This is a genomic window from Allobosea sp. Tri-44 (assembly GCF_004123845.1).
GTDB lineage: Bacteria > Pseudomonadota > Alphaproteobacteria > Rhizobiales > Beijerinckiaceae > Allobosea.
This window is the reverse complement of the sequence record NZ_NBDP01000007.1, coordinates 440,609-454,347: the sequence shown is the minus strand read 5'-3', so window position 1 is coordinate 454,347 and position 13,739 is coordinate 440,609. Positions and strand designations below refer to the sequence as shown.

Genomic DNA, 13,739 nt, shown 5'->3' with positions numbered 1-13,739 from the left:
GGAGAGCCATGTCACGCGCCCTGAAGCCGACGACGGACCTCGCCAATCGCATCGCCCAGGTCTACCCGTCGCTGAGCGAGGGGCATCGCAAGGTGGCGGACTTCGTGCTGCAGAGCCCGCTCGATTCCGCGACCGTCACGATCGAGGGGTTGGCCGAAAAGAGCGGGACCTCGACCGCGACCGTGACCCGCTTCGTCCGGGCGCTGGGCTACCGCAACTACGGCGATTTCCGCGCCGCGCTGTCAACGGCGCTGAAGGTCGCGATGGGACCGGTCGAGGGCCTCGCCGGCGCGCGCGCCACGGCCGGCTCGGTCTTCGCCACCATGACGACGACGCTGAAGGGCGAGGCCGCCAATCTCGACGAGGCGATCGCGACGCTGGAGGAGGAGACGGTCAACCGCGCCATCGCCCTGCTGCTGAAGGCGCGCCGGATCTTCATCGTCGGCTCGGGCGCGAGCCACTATGTCGGCGCCTTCCTCGAGGATGGGCTCGCGCTCTATCTCGACGCCGACGTCGTCTTCGCCTCCTCGCGCGGCGGGCCGGAGCGCGCCGTCCGCCACATGCTCTCGGCCGGACCGGAGGACGTCGTCATCGCGATCTCGCTGCCGCGCTATTCGCGCGCCACGCTGGAGCTCGCTAAATTCGCCAAGAAGCGCAGCGCCGTCCTGGTCGCCCTGACCGATGGGCCGTCATCGCCGCTGGTGCCGCTGGCCGACATGACGTTCTTTGCCCCTGCCCGCAACAGCTTCCTGCCGAACTCGCCGACTGCCGCCTTCGCCGTGGCGGACGCTTTGATCACCACGCTGGCGCGCGAGCGCCCCGACGCGGTCGAGGCGCTGAAGGGCCTGAGCGAAAGTCTGCTCTGGACCTTCCATTACTAGCCGAGCTCGACCATGGCACCGGTCTCGGCCGAGCGCTGCACCGCCGCGATCACCTTCAATGTGTTCAGCCCCTCGCGTCCAGAGGCGATCGGCGTCACGCCCTTGCGGATGACGTCGCAGAAATGCCGGACCTGGACCCGGAGCGGGTCTTCCTGCACGACAGGGACCCGCTCGCGCATCAGCGGCTCCCACCAGCTGCGCTTAGCCGGATTGGCCCAGATTTCGAGCTGCGGGATCGTGAGCGAGCCATGCGTGCCGCCGATCTGGTAGCAGGACTGGTCCTGCTGCGGGTAGACCGGGTTCTCGCCCGTCGTCATCTCCCAGCTCCACGGTGCCACGATCGAGTCGGACACCGTGACCGTGCCGAGCACGCCATTGGCGAAGCGCAGCAGGATCGCAGCGGTCTCCTCGACCGCATGGCCGCGCACGGCGTTGGAGGCGTGTGCCTGCACCGAGGCGACCTCGCCGCAGAGATAGCGGAACAGGTCGACATCGTGGATCAGGTTGAGCAGGATCGGTCCCGCCCCCGTCTCGCGCCGCCAGTCGGCCTCGAAGTAATCGTCCGGCTTCATCAGCCAGAAATGCCCGCTCAGCGCCAGCACCCGGCCGAGCCGGCCGGAGTCGACGATCTCCTTGGCCTTGCGGATCATCGGATTGTAGCGCCGGTGATGGCCGGTGAGCAGCGGCACGCCAGCCTGCTCGGCCGCTGCGACCAGGCGCTCGCCCTCGGCGAGGTCGTCAGCCAGCGGCTTTTCGACGATCGCCGGGATGCCGGCCTCGACCGCCTCCAGCCCGTTGCGGACATGGAGCTGGTTCGGCGTCGCGATGATCACGCCATCGGGCCGCTCTGCCGCCAGCATCTCGGCGAAGGACGGAAACCAGGGCGCATCCAGCGCCGCCGCGACCGCGCGGCCTGCCGGTGTCGGATCGACCACCGCCGACAGCGCGGAGCGCGGCTCTGCCGCGACATGCTCGGCATGGCGCCGGCCGATCAGCCCGGCGCCGATTACGGCCAGCTTGACCGGAACCATGGCGGTTCAGGCCTTCTTCTCGTCGGCGAGCTTGGCGACGCGCCGCAGCGACAGCAGGTAGCCCTGCGTGCCGAAACCGGCGATGACGCCATCGGCGCGCAACGACATGTAGGAATGGTGCCGGAAGCTCTCGCGCTTGTGCACGTTCGAGATGTGGCACTCGATCACCGTGCCGTCGAAGGCGTTGAGCGCGTCGAGGATCGCGACCGAGGTATGGGTGAAGGCGCCGGGGTTGATGACGATGCCGGCCGCGGTCTCCCGCGCCTCATGGATCCAGTCGATGATCTCGTATTCGCGGTTCGACTGGTGGAAGCGGATTTCGAGGTCGAGCTCCTTGCCCAGCGCCCGGCAGGCATCCTCGACATCGGCCAGCGTCTCCGAGCCGTAAATGTGCGGCTGGCGCTTGCCGAGCAGGTTCAGGTTCGGGCCGTTGAGGACGTAGACGAGGCGGGACATGGGTACTCCGGAAGTGATGCGGGCAGCATGTTGCTTTTATCCGGACGGGACGCAAGATTAGCGTCCTGCCGTAGCGTCATGACGGCGTTGCCGCGAGAAGGCCGATGGGGTTGTGGCGCAGTCTTGCTTTCGTCCTGGCCTTCGCCGCTCAGCTCGGCGCCGGCGCCTTGGCGCAACCGACGGTTCCCGCCGAGATCGCCAAGGTGCGCGCCGAAATCCGGGATACCTGTGGCGGGCGCGCGACGTTCAAGCCGGGCTTCCAGCGGACGGCCGATTTCAACGGCGACGGCCAGCCCGACTATCTGCTCGACTATAGCCAGTCCGAATGCGTCGGCGGGATCATGACCAACCCGTTCTGCGGTTCGGCCGGCTGCACGCTCGACATCCTGATCTCAAGCGGTACGGGCTATCGCCAGGCTTTCGGCAATAACGTCCGTGACTGGTCGCTCGCCCAGGCCGGCGGCAAGTCCGTGCTGGTGCTGTCGCTGCATGGCAGCGCCTGCGGCCGCTCGGGTCACCTGGAATGCCAGCGCCGTCTCGCCTGGGACGGCGACAAATTCGTCGCCGCCGGCCGGCGCTGATCGGCGCTTGCGTCAGGCGACTCCAATCGCGCGATTGCTCGCGACGCCGAAATGGCAGATCGCCTCGCCGAGCTTGGGCGCGACATTTGGGAAGATGATGTAGCCATCGCGCGGCGCTGTCACCTTGGTGCCGTCGGCGCGACGGGCAAGGGTGGCGCCGGCCTTGACCGCATCGCCGGTGCGCCAGCCTGTTTCGGCGCGGTCGCCCTCCGCCCCGCAGAGCAGCACCTCGACCATCTCGATCACGTCGCTGAGCGCTGCCGGCGGCAGGGGCGCGTCGACCAGCTGCAATTGCGCCAGCGTGTTGCTGATCGCCGTATAGCCGATATCGGCGGCCTTCGGGTCGTCATGCGTGCCGCATTCCAGCGTCACCGCATAGCCGCCGCAAAAGCGCATGAACTCGGTCGTGCCATAGCCCTCGGTGACGTTAAGCTTCGGCACCGGCAGGCGCGAGCGGATGTCGAGCAGCCTTGCATAATTGTCGAGCCAGCCATGGATGGCCGTGGAAACGCCGAGGCACGAGGCGAGCGCCATCTCCTCCTCCGCCCGGGCGAAGGGTTCGAGCTCGCCGCGATTGTCGGCCGGGCCGAAGAAGACGAAGGGCTCGCCCTCCTGCCGGAAGGAGTGGATGTCGAGCAGCGCGTCGTGCTGGCGCAGCAGCGTGCAGACAGGATTGCCGATCCGGTCCTCGTAATCACTTGCCAGCGGCCGCTCGCGCAGGTCGCGGTTGAAATTGCGGTCGCCCTCGCGGGTCTTCAGGCGGAAAGCCTTGGGATTGGTGACGGGCAGAAAGGTGACCTCGCCGCGCAGGATCTTGATCTTGCCCGCGCGGCACTCCTCGATGGCGCGGCGGATCGCGGTCGGCCCGCAGGGCTCGTTGCCGTGGACGGCGCCGGTCACGATCAGTTTCGGGCCGGGCTTCAGCCCGATGAAGCGGATGGTTTCGAGCGGGCCGTCGTCGAGGTCGGTGGTGGTCACAGGATGGCTCTCGTCGGAAGGGGAGTTCAGGCTTTGCGGGTCTGCGAGTGCGGGTCGAGGATGTCGCGCAGGCCGTCGCCGAGCAGGTTGAGGCCGAGCACGGTTAGGAAGATGGCAAGGCCTGGGAAGATCGAGATCCACGGTGCGGTCGAGATCTGGTCGCGCGCGTCTGACAGCATCGAGCCCCAGCTCGGGAAGGGCGGGCGGATGCCGAGCCCGAGGAAGGAGAGCGAGGCTTCGGCCAGCACCGCGCCGCCCATGCCGAGCGTGCCGATCACGATGATCGGGCCGGCGATGTTCGGCAGGATCTGCGTGAACATGATCCGGAAGGTGCCGTATCCCAGTGATCTGGCGGCCTCGACATAACCGAGCGACTTCACCGACAGGGTCGCGGCCCGCGTCAGGCGGCAGGTGAAGGACCAGTTGGTCAGGCCGAGCGCGATCAGCAGGCTGGTGAGGCCCGGCTGCAGAATGGCCATGATCGCCAGCGCGAAGATCAGCGAGGGAATGGCGAGCATCATGTTGGTGAGGCCGTTGACGAAATCGTCCCACCAGCCGCCCCAGTAGCCGGCGGAGAGGCCAAGCGCGACGCCGATCAGCGTGTTGATCAATTGCGAGACGATACCGACTGTCAACGAGATGCGGGCGCCATGGAGCACGCGGCTGTAGATGTCGCGGCCTTGCGCGTCGGTGCCGAACCAGAATTCGGAGCCGGGCGGAACTTCGGCGTTCATCAGATTGGCGTCCATCACCGGATCGGTATGGGCGAGCCAGGGCGCGAAAACGCCGCCTGCGACGACGAGCGCAAAGCAGGTGGCGCCGATCCAGAGGTTGGCACGAAACTTCATGGAGCGACCTAGCTGTACTTGATGCGCGGATCGACGACGGCGCAAAGCACGTCGACGGCGATGTTCACGACGAGGAAGAAGAGCACGATCGTCAGGATGCAGCCCTGTACCGCCGGGATGTCGCGCCAGGTGACGCTGTCGACCAGGAGCGAGCCGAGGCCCGGCCAGGCGAAGAGCTTCTCGACAACGACCGCCTGGCCGAGGACCGAGCCGAATTGCAGGCCGAGCGTGGTCAGCACGATGACCAGCGCATTGCGGGCGACATGCCAGCGCATCACCCGGTAGGCGCTGGCGCCCTTGGCGCGGGCGGTACGGACGAAGTCGGCGTGCATGATCTCGAGCACGGCGGCGCGGGCGGTCCGGGCGAGGAGGGCCAATGGCGAGACGCCGAGCGCGATCGCCGGCAGCACGATGTAGCGCGGATCGCCATCGCCATAGCCGAAGCTGGGGAACCAGTTCAGCGTCAGCGCGAAGGCATACATCAGGAGCAGGCCGAGCCAGAACATCGGCAGCGACAGGCCGGACACGGCGAAGACCATCGAGAACATGTCGATCCAGCCGCCTGGCTTCAGTGCGGCCACGAAGCCGAGCGGCACGCCGATGACGATGGCGAAGAGCATGGCGGCGAGCGCGAGTTGCAGGCTCGGCCAGAGCCGCTCGCCGATCAGTTTGGTCACGGGTTGGCGGGTGCGGAAGGAATCGCCGAGGTCGAAGGTCGCGAGGCCCCCGACATATTTTGCGAAACGCAACGGCAGCGGGTCGTTGAGGCCGAACTGCTGGTTCATCCGCTCGATCGTGGCAGCGTCGATATTGCTTCGCCCGTCGGCCATCTGGCTGGTGGCGAAATTGCCGGGGATCACGCTGAACAGCACGAAGATCAGGGCCGCGACCGCCAGCAGGATCGGGATGGCCTGGAGCAGCCGGCGAAAGACATAAGGCAACATGACAATAGCTCCTGACCGCCGCTAGCGCGGGTCGTGACCGACGAGCGGATGCGGACAAGCTCCCGCCGTTGCGCGATGGCGCGGCGGCGGGAGCTCAGGATGGTGTTACTTCGCCGCGGGCGAGGTGGTGTCGACCCAGAGCTCCTCGTAACGCTGCAGCGCGAGCTCGGTCGAGTTCGGCTGGAGGCCGTGCAGCCAGGGCTGATAGGCCAGAACCGCCTTGTTGTAGTTGAAGAACCAGACCGGCGCCTCGTCCTGCAGCAGGGCGTTGGCCTTCTTCAGCAGGTCGAGCTGCTTGGCCGGATCGGCTTCGGACGAAGCGTCGTCGATCAGCTTGTCGAAGCCTGCGTTCTTGAAGGTGGTGTAGTTGCAGGACGAGCGCGGCGTCGAGGAGTGGAAGCACTTCAGCGCGGTCAGCGTGTCCGGACCGGAGGTGTTCGACCAGATATAGGCCTGGAAGTCGCCGCCTATGACGACGCCGCCGAGCGCCGAGGTTTCGACCGGCTTGACCTTCACCTTGATGCCGACCTTGGCGAGCATCGGGATCGTCGCCTCGACGATCGGAACGCCCCAGCTCTCGTTCGGCGTCGCGGTCCACTCGAACTCGAAACCATCCGGATAGCCGGCCTCGACCAGGAGCTTCTTGGCCTTTTCCGGATCGAAGGCGTAGGGTTTGGCGTCCTTGTCGAAGGCCGGCGAGGACAGCGGCAGCCAGCTCGCGGCGCGATAGGCCTTGTCGCGGACGAGGCGCTTGATGATCAGCTCGCTGTCGATGGCGTAGTTGATCGCCTGGCGCACCCGCTTGTCGGAGAAGGGCTTGAAGGTCGGGTTCATGCCCATATTGCGGGTGAAGACCTCGGCGACCTCCAGAATGCCCTTCGACAGGTTCGGGTCGGCCTTGTAGGCGACGTACTGGGTCGAGCCCAGGATCGAGACGTCGACCTCCTTGTTGCGGAAGGCGACATCACGCGCCGCCGCCTCGCCCATCGGCGAAATGACGAGCTTGTCAGCATAGGGCTTGCCGGCCAGGTAGTACTTGTCCCAGCGCTCGAAGGCCATGCGCGAGCCCGGCACGTGCTCGACGAACTTGAAGGGCCCGAGGCCGATCGGCTTGTCGAAGAAGCCGGCGGCCTGCGCTTCCTTGGCCGGCAGGATCGCGGTCTGCGCCTGGAACAGGAAGTAGCCGGGATCGGCCTTGTCGGTCAGCGTCATCGAGAAGCTGGAATCGTCGATCTTCTTCAGGCCGGAGATTTCCTTGGCCTGGCCCTTCTGGACATCGGTCGCGCCGACGATGCGGGCGACGTAGCGCGCGCCGGGATAGTTCTTCGAGCCGTCCATGATGCGGGTATAGGACCAGATGACGTCGTCGGCCGTCAGCTTGCGGCCGTTGTGGAAGAGCGCATTGTCGCGCAGCTTGTAGGTATAGGTCTTGCCGTCGGCCGAGACCTGGACGCTTTCGGCGATGTCGAGCACCGGCTTGCCGTTCTTGGCATCCCATTTGTAGAGCATGCCATGCAGCGCATAGCCGTAGATCTCGTCCTGGATCTGGTTCGAGACATGGCTGTCATTGCTGACGAAGGACGCCCCGTACGGCGCGGTGAAGCGGATGGTGCCGCCGCGGCGCGGCTCCTGGGCCTGCGCCTGGAGGGTGAAGGCCGCGAATGTCAGCGCGGTCGTGAAGGCAAGCTTTTTCAACACGTCGAAACCTCCCAATTTATTGGTGAACTCTTTTGAAGTCGGCGCCGTTGATCGGCGCCGGTATTCGTTCCATTTGAAACCATAGCGGGCTTTCACGCCCCGTCTTCTTGTTTCCATTGTGCAGCGCGTTCACGCGCCGCCCCAACGCTCGTAGACGACCGCGCCGCCGCGGATGGTGAGGTCGCAGCGGGTGTCCTTCAGGATTTCCTCCGGCGCGGCCGAGAGCAGATTGCGCGAGAACACGGCGATGTCGGCGAGGAAGCCGGGCTTCAGCTTGCCCTTCACCGCTTCCTGCTTTTGCGAGAAGGCGCCGTATTCGGTGTAGGCCTGCAGCGCTTCCTCGATCGAGACGCGCTGGCGTTCGTCCATCACCGTGCCGCGCCAGGTCTGGCGCGTCAGCATGGTGTGGAAGTTCGGGAACGGATCGGGATCGCAGACCGGCGCATCGCTGCCGGTCGCCGGCTTCAGGCCGAGATCGAACCAGGTCCGGAACGGATAGCTTGGCAGCGCCCGCTCCTCGCCGAGCACCTTGACGTAGGCGTCGCCGAAATCGTGGATGAAGACCTGCTGCGGGCAGGGATAGATCCCGGCCTTGACCATCCGCTCGTGCTGCTGCGGCGTCGAGAAGCCGCAATGTTCGATGCGGTGGCGCCGGTCGGGATCGGGATGGGCAGCCAGCGCCTTCTCATAGGCAGTGATCAATTGCTCGATCGCCGCATCGCCGATGGCGTGGCAGGCGAGCTGGTAGCCCTTGGCATGGGCGTCCAGCACCTGGCGCTCAAGCTCCTCGTTCGAGAGCATCTGGACGCCGATGGTCTTGTCGTCGCCGAGATAGGGCTCGCTCATCCAGGCGGTGCGCCCGCCGGCCGAGCCGTCCAAGAAGATCTTGACCGCGCCGATCATCAGCATCTCGTCGCCGGTGCCGGAGATCAGCCCCGCCGCATGGCATTGCGGTACGATCGAGCGGCCCTCGTCGCCGAGCAGGGCGAGCCAGGTACGCACCGGCAAACGGCCATCACGCTTGGCCTTGTGGTAGGCCGCGATCTCGTCGAAGCCGGTGACCATCCCGACTGCTGCGTCCATGCAACTGGTGATCCCGAGCGAGAGCAGATATTGCCCGCCGCGCTCGATCGCAGCGAGGAGCTGCTCCTCGCTCGGTGCCGGAATAGCGGCCTTGACCGGGGCGCGGGCATTCTCCGCCAGCATGCCGGTAAGACGGCCGTTCTGCTGTTCGATCAGCCCGCCCGGCGGCGTCGGTGAATTCTCGTCGATACCGCCGAGCGCCAGCGCCTTCGAATTGCAGATCGAGATGTGGCCACAGGTCCGGACCAGCATCACCGGATTGTTCGGGGAGGCCCGGTCGAGTTCCTCGCGGAACGGATGGCGGCCGGTGTCGAGCTTGGTCTGGTCGTAGCCACGCGCCAGCACCCACTCGCCGGGCTTCGACTTCGCGGCGCGGGCTGCGATCTGACCGAGCAGCGCCTCCAGCGTCGGCGCCGCGGCGGGACGGGCGTCGACCCAGTCCATGGTCAGGCCGACCGAGATCAGATGCAGATGGGAATCGTTCAGCCCCGGCGTCGCCAGCCGGCCGGCGAGGTCGATGATGCGGGTCGATGGTCCGACAAGATTGGTGATCTCGGCGTCCTTGCCGGCTGCGAGCACCTTGTCGCCCCAGAGCGCCAGCGCCTCGACCACGCCCTCCTCGCGGCCGCACCAGATCGGTCCGCCGCGCAGCACGATATCGGCCTTGACGCTCATGCTCTTCGCTCCGTCATCCTTGCATCCTCCGGTCTTGTCGCTGCCGGCGCTTGCGGCCGGTCGTGGTCTTCGATCCCACTCAGATGTCGTCGAGCGGGAAGATCGGGCGGCGCACCTTTTGGTAGGGGCGCTCCTTGAAGTTCTTGGTCGAGAGCGCGCCGGTGTCGACCTCGATCACCTCGCGCGCGATCGGCTCGAAGGCGGCGCGGAAATGCTGCATCGACTTGACGATGACAGTCGATTTCCGCGTCGGATCGACGCCGAGCGAGGTGAACTGGGCAAGGTCGGTCGCCTGGCCGTTATGGGTGATGACGATGATCTCGACATCGTCGACGCGCAGCAGCGCCGAGAGCCCGTAATTGCGCCAGACGCCGCCGGCCATTGGCCCGTAGCAGATGAAATGCCCGTCGGTCAGCGCCACGACATGGGCGTCGAGCTCAAGCGGGCCGCCGCCGGTATTGGGATCGACCTTGCCGCCGAGCTCGAGCTTGACGCGATTGCCGACGCCGGCCGCCTGCGCCGCGAGCGCGGCCTCGGGATCGCGGATCGCATGGAAGCCGACATTCTTGAGGCCGGCATCGAGCACGGCGCGCAGCAGGTTGGTCGCGTCGCCATAGGCGCCGGAGCCGGGGTTGTCGGAATAATCCGAGATCACCAGCGGCTTGCCGCCGGCCTCGGGACCGAGCGTGCCTTCGCCCGCCTTGGCCTTGGCCATCGCCTCCTTCAGCGGGGTGAAGTGGATCGAGGAGAAGTGCCGCTGCTCCCAGGCATAGTCCATCAGCTCCTCGGCGAGGGCCTGCGCCTTGCCGCGGTCGTCATGGGTGACCGCGATCGAGGGACCGATATCGTGCACATCGGCCGAGGAGAAGCCGGCCTGGACGCTGACCACGAGCGCATCACCCGCCGCTTCCAGCGCGTCGCCGCGGCGCAGCAACTCCATGAACGGCGGCGAGGTCGTGCGCCCGCCATCGAGCGCATAGAGGATCGGCCGGCGTGCCACCGCGACGCGCGGCCTGATCTCGCCCTTCATCGCGCGGTTGAGCAGTTCGGCAGCCTGCCAGGTCCGCTCATACTGGTCGATATGCGGATAGGTCCGGTAGGAGATCAGCGCGTTGGCGCTGTCGGCCATCAGCTGCGTCAGCGTCGCGTGCAGGTCGAGCACCGAGACAACCGGCACATCGGGCCCGACCTTGGCACGGATGCGCTTCAGCAATTCGCCTTCGCCGTCATCCGAGCTTTCCGTCGCCATCGCCCCGTGCAGATGCAGCAGCACGCCGTCGAGTCGCTCGCAGGCGGCAAGGATCATGTTGGCGAAAGCGTCGAAAGCGGCGTCGGTGACGCGGCCGGACGGGTTGGCTCCGGTGACCAGCGGGTGGACCAGGCTCCAGCCGAATTTTTCGGCGGCCTCGAAAGCCGCGCCCACCGAGGTCCGCGTGCCCTGGAAGGCGGCCGGCACCTCATTGTCGCGAAAGACGCCGTGATGGCGGAACACCGCCTCATCGGTGAGCTGAACACTGAAAGTGTTCGTCTCGTGCATGAATTCCGCGATCAGGACGCGTCTGGCCATCGTTCGGTCGCTCCCCCGGAAACGTTCCCTATGGAACCATTTTTCTTTTTCTAGCGCGGGAGCGAGCCGCTGCCAGCCCGCACTCGCTCATGCACCCCTTGCGTTGGCCCGCTTGCGGGCCGGGGAGGATTATGCTTGGCGCCAGATCAGGCGGCGCGGGCCGCGTGGCTCTCGCCGGGCGCGTTGCCGAGGTCCTCGGGCCGGGCATAGGCGCGGCCGAAGCGGTTGGCGAGGAAGGCGTCGAAGCCGATATCCTCCTGCTTGACGAAGCCCTTCTGCGGCAGCTTGCCTTGGGCGAGCAGGTCGAGCACCGCGCAGATGCCCGACGCCGTGGTGATCTGGATCGCGCTGCGCATCACGCCGCCGACGACGGCGCTGTAGACCTTGTTGGCATAGGTCTGCTGGGTCAGCCGCCCGTTCAGCCGCCCGCTGGCGGTGACGAAGATCACGACCACGTCCTGCAGGGTGCTCGGCAGGGCGTTCTCGAAGATGTCCTTGAGCACGTCGCGGCGCTCGGACAGGCGCAGATCCTGCAGCAGCGCCTTCATGATCGCGCAATGGCCGGGATAGCGGATCGTCCGGTAGTTCAGCGTGCGCACCTTGCCGGCGAGCGTGTCGCAGAGCGTGCCGAGCCCGCCCGAGGTGTTGAAGGCCTCATAGGTGATGCCGTCGAGCGAGAACTCCTCGCGCTCTTCCATCGCCGGCACCAGCACGCGCTCGCCGTTGACGACCGCCTCGCAGGGCTCGCAATACTCGTTGATGACCCCGTCCGTGCTCCAGGTCAGGTTGTAGTTCAGCGCGTTGGACGGATACTGCGGCAGTGCGCCGACCCGAAGCTTGAGGCTGTCCAGCTGGTCGAAATCGCGGGCGAGGTCGGCGGCGACGATCGAGATGAAACCGGGCGCCAGTCCGCATTGCGGGATCAGGGCCGCCTTGGCGGTCAGCGCCAGCTCCTTGACCCGGCGCGTCGAGGCGACGTCCTCGGTCAGGTCGAGATAGTGAACGCCCTGCGCCGCGGCGGCCTCGGCGATGCGCGTCGTCAGATCGTAGGGCGCGGCCGAGAGCACGGCGAAGGCGCCGTTCAGGACCTGGGCGAGCTCGGCCTCGTCAGTGATGTCAACCCTGCGGGTCGAGATCGTCGAGCTGGTCTTGATCGCGGCGAGCTGTTCGTTGGAGCGGTCGGCGATCACCACGCGGTAATCCCCGGTCGCGCCGAGCAGGTCGGCGATGGTTGCGCCGATCTTGCCGGCGCCGATGACGACCACGTTTTTCATGGTTCCCCCGATGAATCTGTTTCTGTCAGACAGATTCACCGAAGAGGTCGTCGGTTAGAAGCCAGCGACGCGACGATTCATATGGGATTTTTCAGCGAAACGCCGTAAGTTCTCGTCGCTATGCTAACCGACCAGACCGACCGCCAGCTTCTGACCATGCTTACCGAGAACGCTCGCGCGCCGGTGGCCGAGCTCGGCCGCAAGCTCGGCCTGTCGCGGACCACCGTGCAGAGCCGGATCGAACGGCTGGAGCGTCGCGGCGTCATCGCCGGCTATACCGCGCGGCTCTCGGAGGATTACGAGAAGGGCCAGGTCAAGGCGCATGTGCTGATCACCGCCCTGCCGAAGCTGGCGGCCCGGGTCGAGGCCGAATTGCGCCGGATTCCAGAGATCAGGACGCTGCACTCGGTCAGCGGCCAGTTCGACATGATCGCTGTGGTCGTGGCGCCCTCGATCGGCGAGCTCGACGGGCTGATCGACCGGATCGGCGCGCTCGAAGGCGTCGAGCGCACCATGTCCTCGATCATCCTCTCGACCCGGATCGAGCGGTAGCTCCGCCGTCATTCCGGGGCAGGCCGGAGGCCTGAGCCCGGAAACCAGAACCGACGCTCTTGCTCGTTGAAGCGATACGGCTGACGGCTTTCTGAGATTGGGCATCGGTTCTGGGTTCCGGGCCCTTCGCTACGCGAAGTCCCGGAAAGACGGAGCGGTTCCGGCTCAACCCGGCAGAAGTCGTCCTCCGATCCGCGCCGCGGCGTCGCGCAGTGCGTCGAGATGCACCGGGCGCCCTTGTGGCGCGACGATCGAGGTCAGCGAGGAGATACTGAGCGCCCCGGCGAGCGCGCCGCTTCGGTCGAAGATCGGCACGCCGACGCCGGTCAGCCCGATGAAGAAGTCGTCGGCAGCAAGCTCCCAGCCCTGTTCCCGGATGCGGTCGGCTTCGCGCCAGAGCAGTTCGGGATCGGTCTGGCTCGCCGGCGCGCGCTTGGGAAGATCGAGCGAGAGGGCGAGCCTGCGCTCTTCATCGCCGAGATAGGCCAGCAGCACGCGCGGACCGCCGCCGCAGTTCAGCGGTGCCTGCGCCCCGACCGCGAACCAGGTCGCATCGACATGGGGCAGCGAGGCCCGCACCCGGTCGACACAAAGGCCGCGCCCGGCACTATGGACCCAGAGGAAGGACGTCGCGCCGGTCTTCTCGGCGATCTCGGTCAGATAGGGACCGGCGATGTCGCGCAATTCGCGACCGGTCGTCACGGCGCTGCCGAGCTCGATCAGTCCGACCGCCAGCGCATAGCTTTGTGCGTGTTCGTCGTATTCTATGAGCTCGTTGAGCTGCAAAGTCAGCAGCAGACGCCGCGTCGTGCCCTTGTCGAGGCCGACCTGCCGCGCGAGTTCGCTCAGGCCGAGCCGCGGGTGCTCCGGGCGGAAGGCCCTGAGCAAGGCGATGGCGCGGTCGACCGCCCTGACGATCGGCACGCCCGGCGGCAATTGCGCGGTCCTGTCCCGGTCTTCCTGATTCATTGCACCTGAAGGCTGCGCCATGTTCGTTTGCTGCGCGTGTCGCCTAATAACACAGCATGTCAATCCTTGACACGGAATTTGTCTCTCGCTTTCATTGCGACGGAGCTTGCCAACGGGTGCCCGATCGGGTGCGATCCGCCTGAGCTGGCCGGTGAATGAAAAACGGGGACGCTTGGGCCGCTGCATGCCGCGGACCCCGGCG

The 13,739-nt window shown here is 66.5% G+C and carries 13 protein-coding genes; 3 read left to right on the top strand and 10 right to left on the bottom strand.

The features are described 5' to 3' along the window. The first annotated feature begins 8 nt into the window (after window positions 1-8). Complete coding sequence (locus B6S44_RS08625) at window positions 9-881, top strand: MurR/RpiR family transcriptional regulator (RefSeq protein WP_129156468.1); 873 nt, start codon at window positions 9-11, stop codon at window positions 879-881. On the opposite strand, the gene B6S44_RS08620 is transcribed toward B6S44_RS08625, so the two are convergent. Then, entirely contained in the window at window positions 878-1,912 is a 1,035-nt protein-coding gene (locus B6S44_RS08620) for a Gfo/Idh/MocA family protein (protein ID WP_129156467.1), read from the bottom strand. The two genes, B6S44_RS08625 and B6S44_RS08620, sit on opposite strands and share 4 nt — an antisense overlap. A 6-nt stretch (window positions 1,913-1,918) precedes the next feature. After that, window positions 1,919-2,368, bottom strand: a complete 450-nt coding sequence (gene aroQ / locus B6S44_RS08615; RefSeq protein WP_129156466.1) for a type II 3-dehydroquinate dehydratase — start codon at window positions 2,366-2,368, stop codon at window positions 1,919-1,921. A gap of 104 nt (window positions 2,369-2,472) precedes the next feature. Here aroQ and B6S44_RS08610 point away from each other — a divergent pair, with 104 nt between their 5' ends. Beyond that, complete coding sequence (locus B6S44_RS08610; protein WP_129156465.1) at window positions 2,473-2,949, top strand: hypothetical protein; 477 nt, start codon at window positions 2,473-2,475, stop codon at window positions 2,947-2,949. 12 nt (window positions 2,950-2,961) lie between these two features. On the opposite strand, the gene B6S44_RS08605 is transcribed toward B6S44_RS08610, so the two are convergent. From B6S44_RS08605 to B6S44_RS08575, 7 genes are all read right to left on the bottom strand, one after another. Continuing rightward, window positions 2,962-3,927 (bottom strand): succinylglutamate desuccinylase/aspartoacylase family protein, encoded by a 966-nt coding sequence (locus B6S44_RS08605; protein ID WP_164985761.1) that lies wholly within the window; start codon window positions 3,925-3,927, stop codon window positions 2,962-2,964. A gap of 26 nt (window positions 3,928-3,953) precedes the next feature. Then, a complete protein-coding gene (locus B6S44_RS08600) occupies window positions 3,954-4,775 on the bottom strand; it encodes an ABC transporter permease (RefSeq protein WP_126113963.1) in 822 nt (273 codons plus the stop codon). A gap of 8 nt (window positions 4,776-4,783) precedes the next feature. Then, window positions 4,784-5,719: an ABC transporter permease gene (locus B6S44_RS08595; protein ID WP_129156463.1), complete on the bottom strand. Its 936-nt coding sequence runs from the start codon at window positions 5,717-5,719 to the stop codon at window positions 4,784-4,786. A gap of 105 nt (window positions 5,720-5,824) precedes the next feature. After that, on the bottom strand, window positions 5,825-7,414 hold the full coding sequence (locus B6S44_RS08590; RefSeq protein WP_248309513.1) for an ABC transporter substrate-binding protein: 1,590 nt from the start codon (window positions 7,412-7,414) through the stop codon (window positions 5,825-5,827). Window positions 7,415-7,546: 132 nt separating this feature from the next. Continuing rightward, window positions 7,547-9,175: an amidohydrolase gene (locus tag B6S44_RS08585; protein WP_129156461.1), complete on the bottom strand. Its 1,629-nt coding sequence runs from the start codon at window positions 9,173-9,175 to the stop codon at window positions 7,547-7,549. Between the two features lie 79 nt (window positions 9,176-9,254). Next, window positions 9,255-10,742 (bottom strand): M81 family metallopeptidase, encoded by a 1,488-nt coding sequence (locus tag B6S44_RS08580; protein ID WP_129156460.1) that lies wholly within the window; start codon window positions 10,740-10,742, stop codon window positions 9,255-9,257. Window positions 10,743-10,888: 146 nt separating this feature from the next. Next, window positions 10,889-12,016 carry a saccharopine dehydrogenase family protein gene (locus tag B6S44_RS08575; protein WP_129156459.1) on the bottom strand — a complete coding sequence of 376 codons (1,128 nt, stop codon included), beginning with the start codon at window positions 12,014-12,016 and terminating at the stop codon, window positions 10,889-10,891. A 120-nt stretch (window positions 12,017-12,136) separates the two neighbouring features. On the opposite strand from B6S44_RS08575, the gene B6S44_RS08570 reads away from it, so the two are divergent. Further along, on the top strand, window positions 12,137-12,568 hold the full coding sequence (locus tag B6S44_RS08570; protein ID WP_129156458.1) for an Lrp/AsnC family transcriptional regulator: 432 nt from the start codon (window positions 12,137-12,139) through the stop codon (window positions 12,566-12,568). Between the two features lie 165 nt (window positions 12,569-12,733). On the opposite strand, the gene B6S44_RS08565 is transcribed toward B6S44_RS08570, so the two are convergent. Next, window positions 12,734-13,537, bottom strand: coding sequence for an IclR family transcriptional regulator (locus B6S44_RS08565; protein ID WP_129156619.1), 804 nt, complete (start codon window positions 13,535-13,537; stop codon window positions 12,734-12,736). Between the last annotated feature and the right edge of the window lie 202 nt (window positions 13,538-13,739).

What these genes read in the sequence shown, in the direction of transcription:
- B6S44_RS08620 (WP_129156467.1), bottom strand. Translation starts at nt 1,912, where the DNA reads ATGGTTCCGGTCAAGCTGGCCGTAATCGGCGCCGGGCTGATCGGCCGG.
- B6S44_RS08585 (WP_129156461.1), bottom strand. Translation starts at nt 9,175, where the DNA reads ATGAGCGTCAAGGCCGATATCGTGCTGCGCGGCGGACCGATCTGGTGC.
- B6S44_RS08575 (WP_129156459.1), bottom strand. Translation starts at nt 12,016, where the DNA reads ATGAAAAACGTGGTCGTCATCGGCGCCGGCAAGATCGGCGCAACCATC.
- B6S44_RS08580 (WP_129156460.1), bottom strand. Translation starts at nt 10,742, where the DNA reads ATGGCCAGACGCGTCCTGATCGCGGAATTCATGCACGAGACGAACACT.
- B6S44_RS08595 (WP_129156463.1), bottom strand. Translation starts at nt 5,719, where the DNA reads ATGTTGCCTTATGTCTTTCGCCGGCTGCTCCAGGCCATCCCGATCCTG.
- B6S44_RS08625 (WP_129156468.1), top strand. Translation starts at nt 9, where the DNA reads ATGTCACGCGCCCTGAAGCCGACGACGGACCTCGCCAATCGCATCGCC.
- B6S44_RS08610 (WP_129156465.1), top strand. Translation starts at nt 2,473, where the DNA reads ATGGGGTTGTGGCGCAGTCTTGCTTTCGTCCTGGCCTTCGCCGCTCAG.
- B6S44_RS08570 (WP_129156458.1), top strand. Translation starts at nt 12,137, where the DNA reads ATGCTAACCGACCAGACCGACCGCCAGCTTCTGACCATGCTTACCGAG.
- aroQ (WP_129156466.1), bottom strand. Translation starts at nt 2,368, where the DNA reads ATGTCCCGCCTCGTCTACGTCCTCAACGGCCCGAACCTGAACCTGCTC.
- B6S44_RS08565 (WP_129156619.1), bottom strand. Translation starts at nt 13,537, where the DNA reads ATGAATCAGGAAGACCGGGACAGGACCGCGCAATTGCCGCCGGGCGTG.
- B6S44_RS08600 (WP_126113963.1), bottom strand. Translation starts at nt 4,775, where the DNA reads ATGAAGTTTCGTGCCAACCTCTGGATCGGCGCCACCTGCTTTGCGCTC.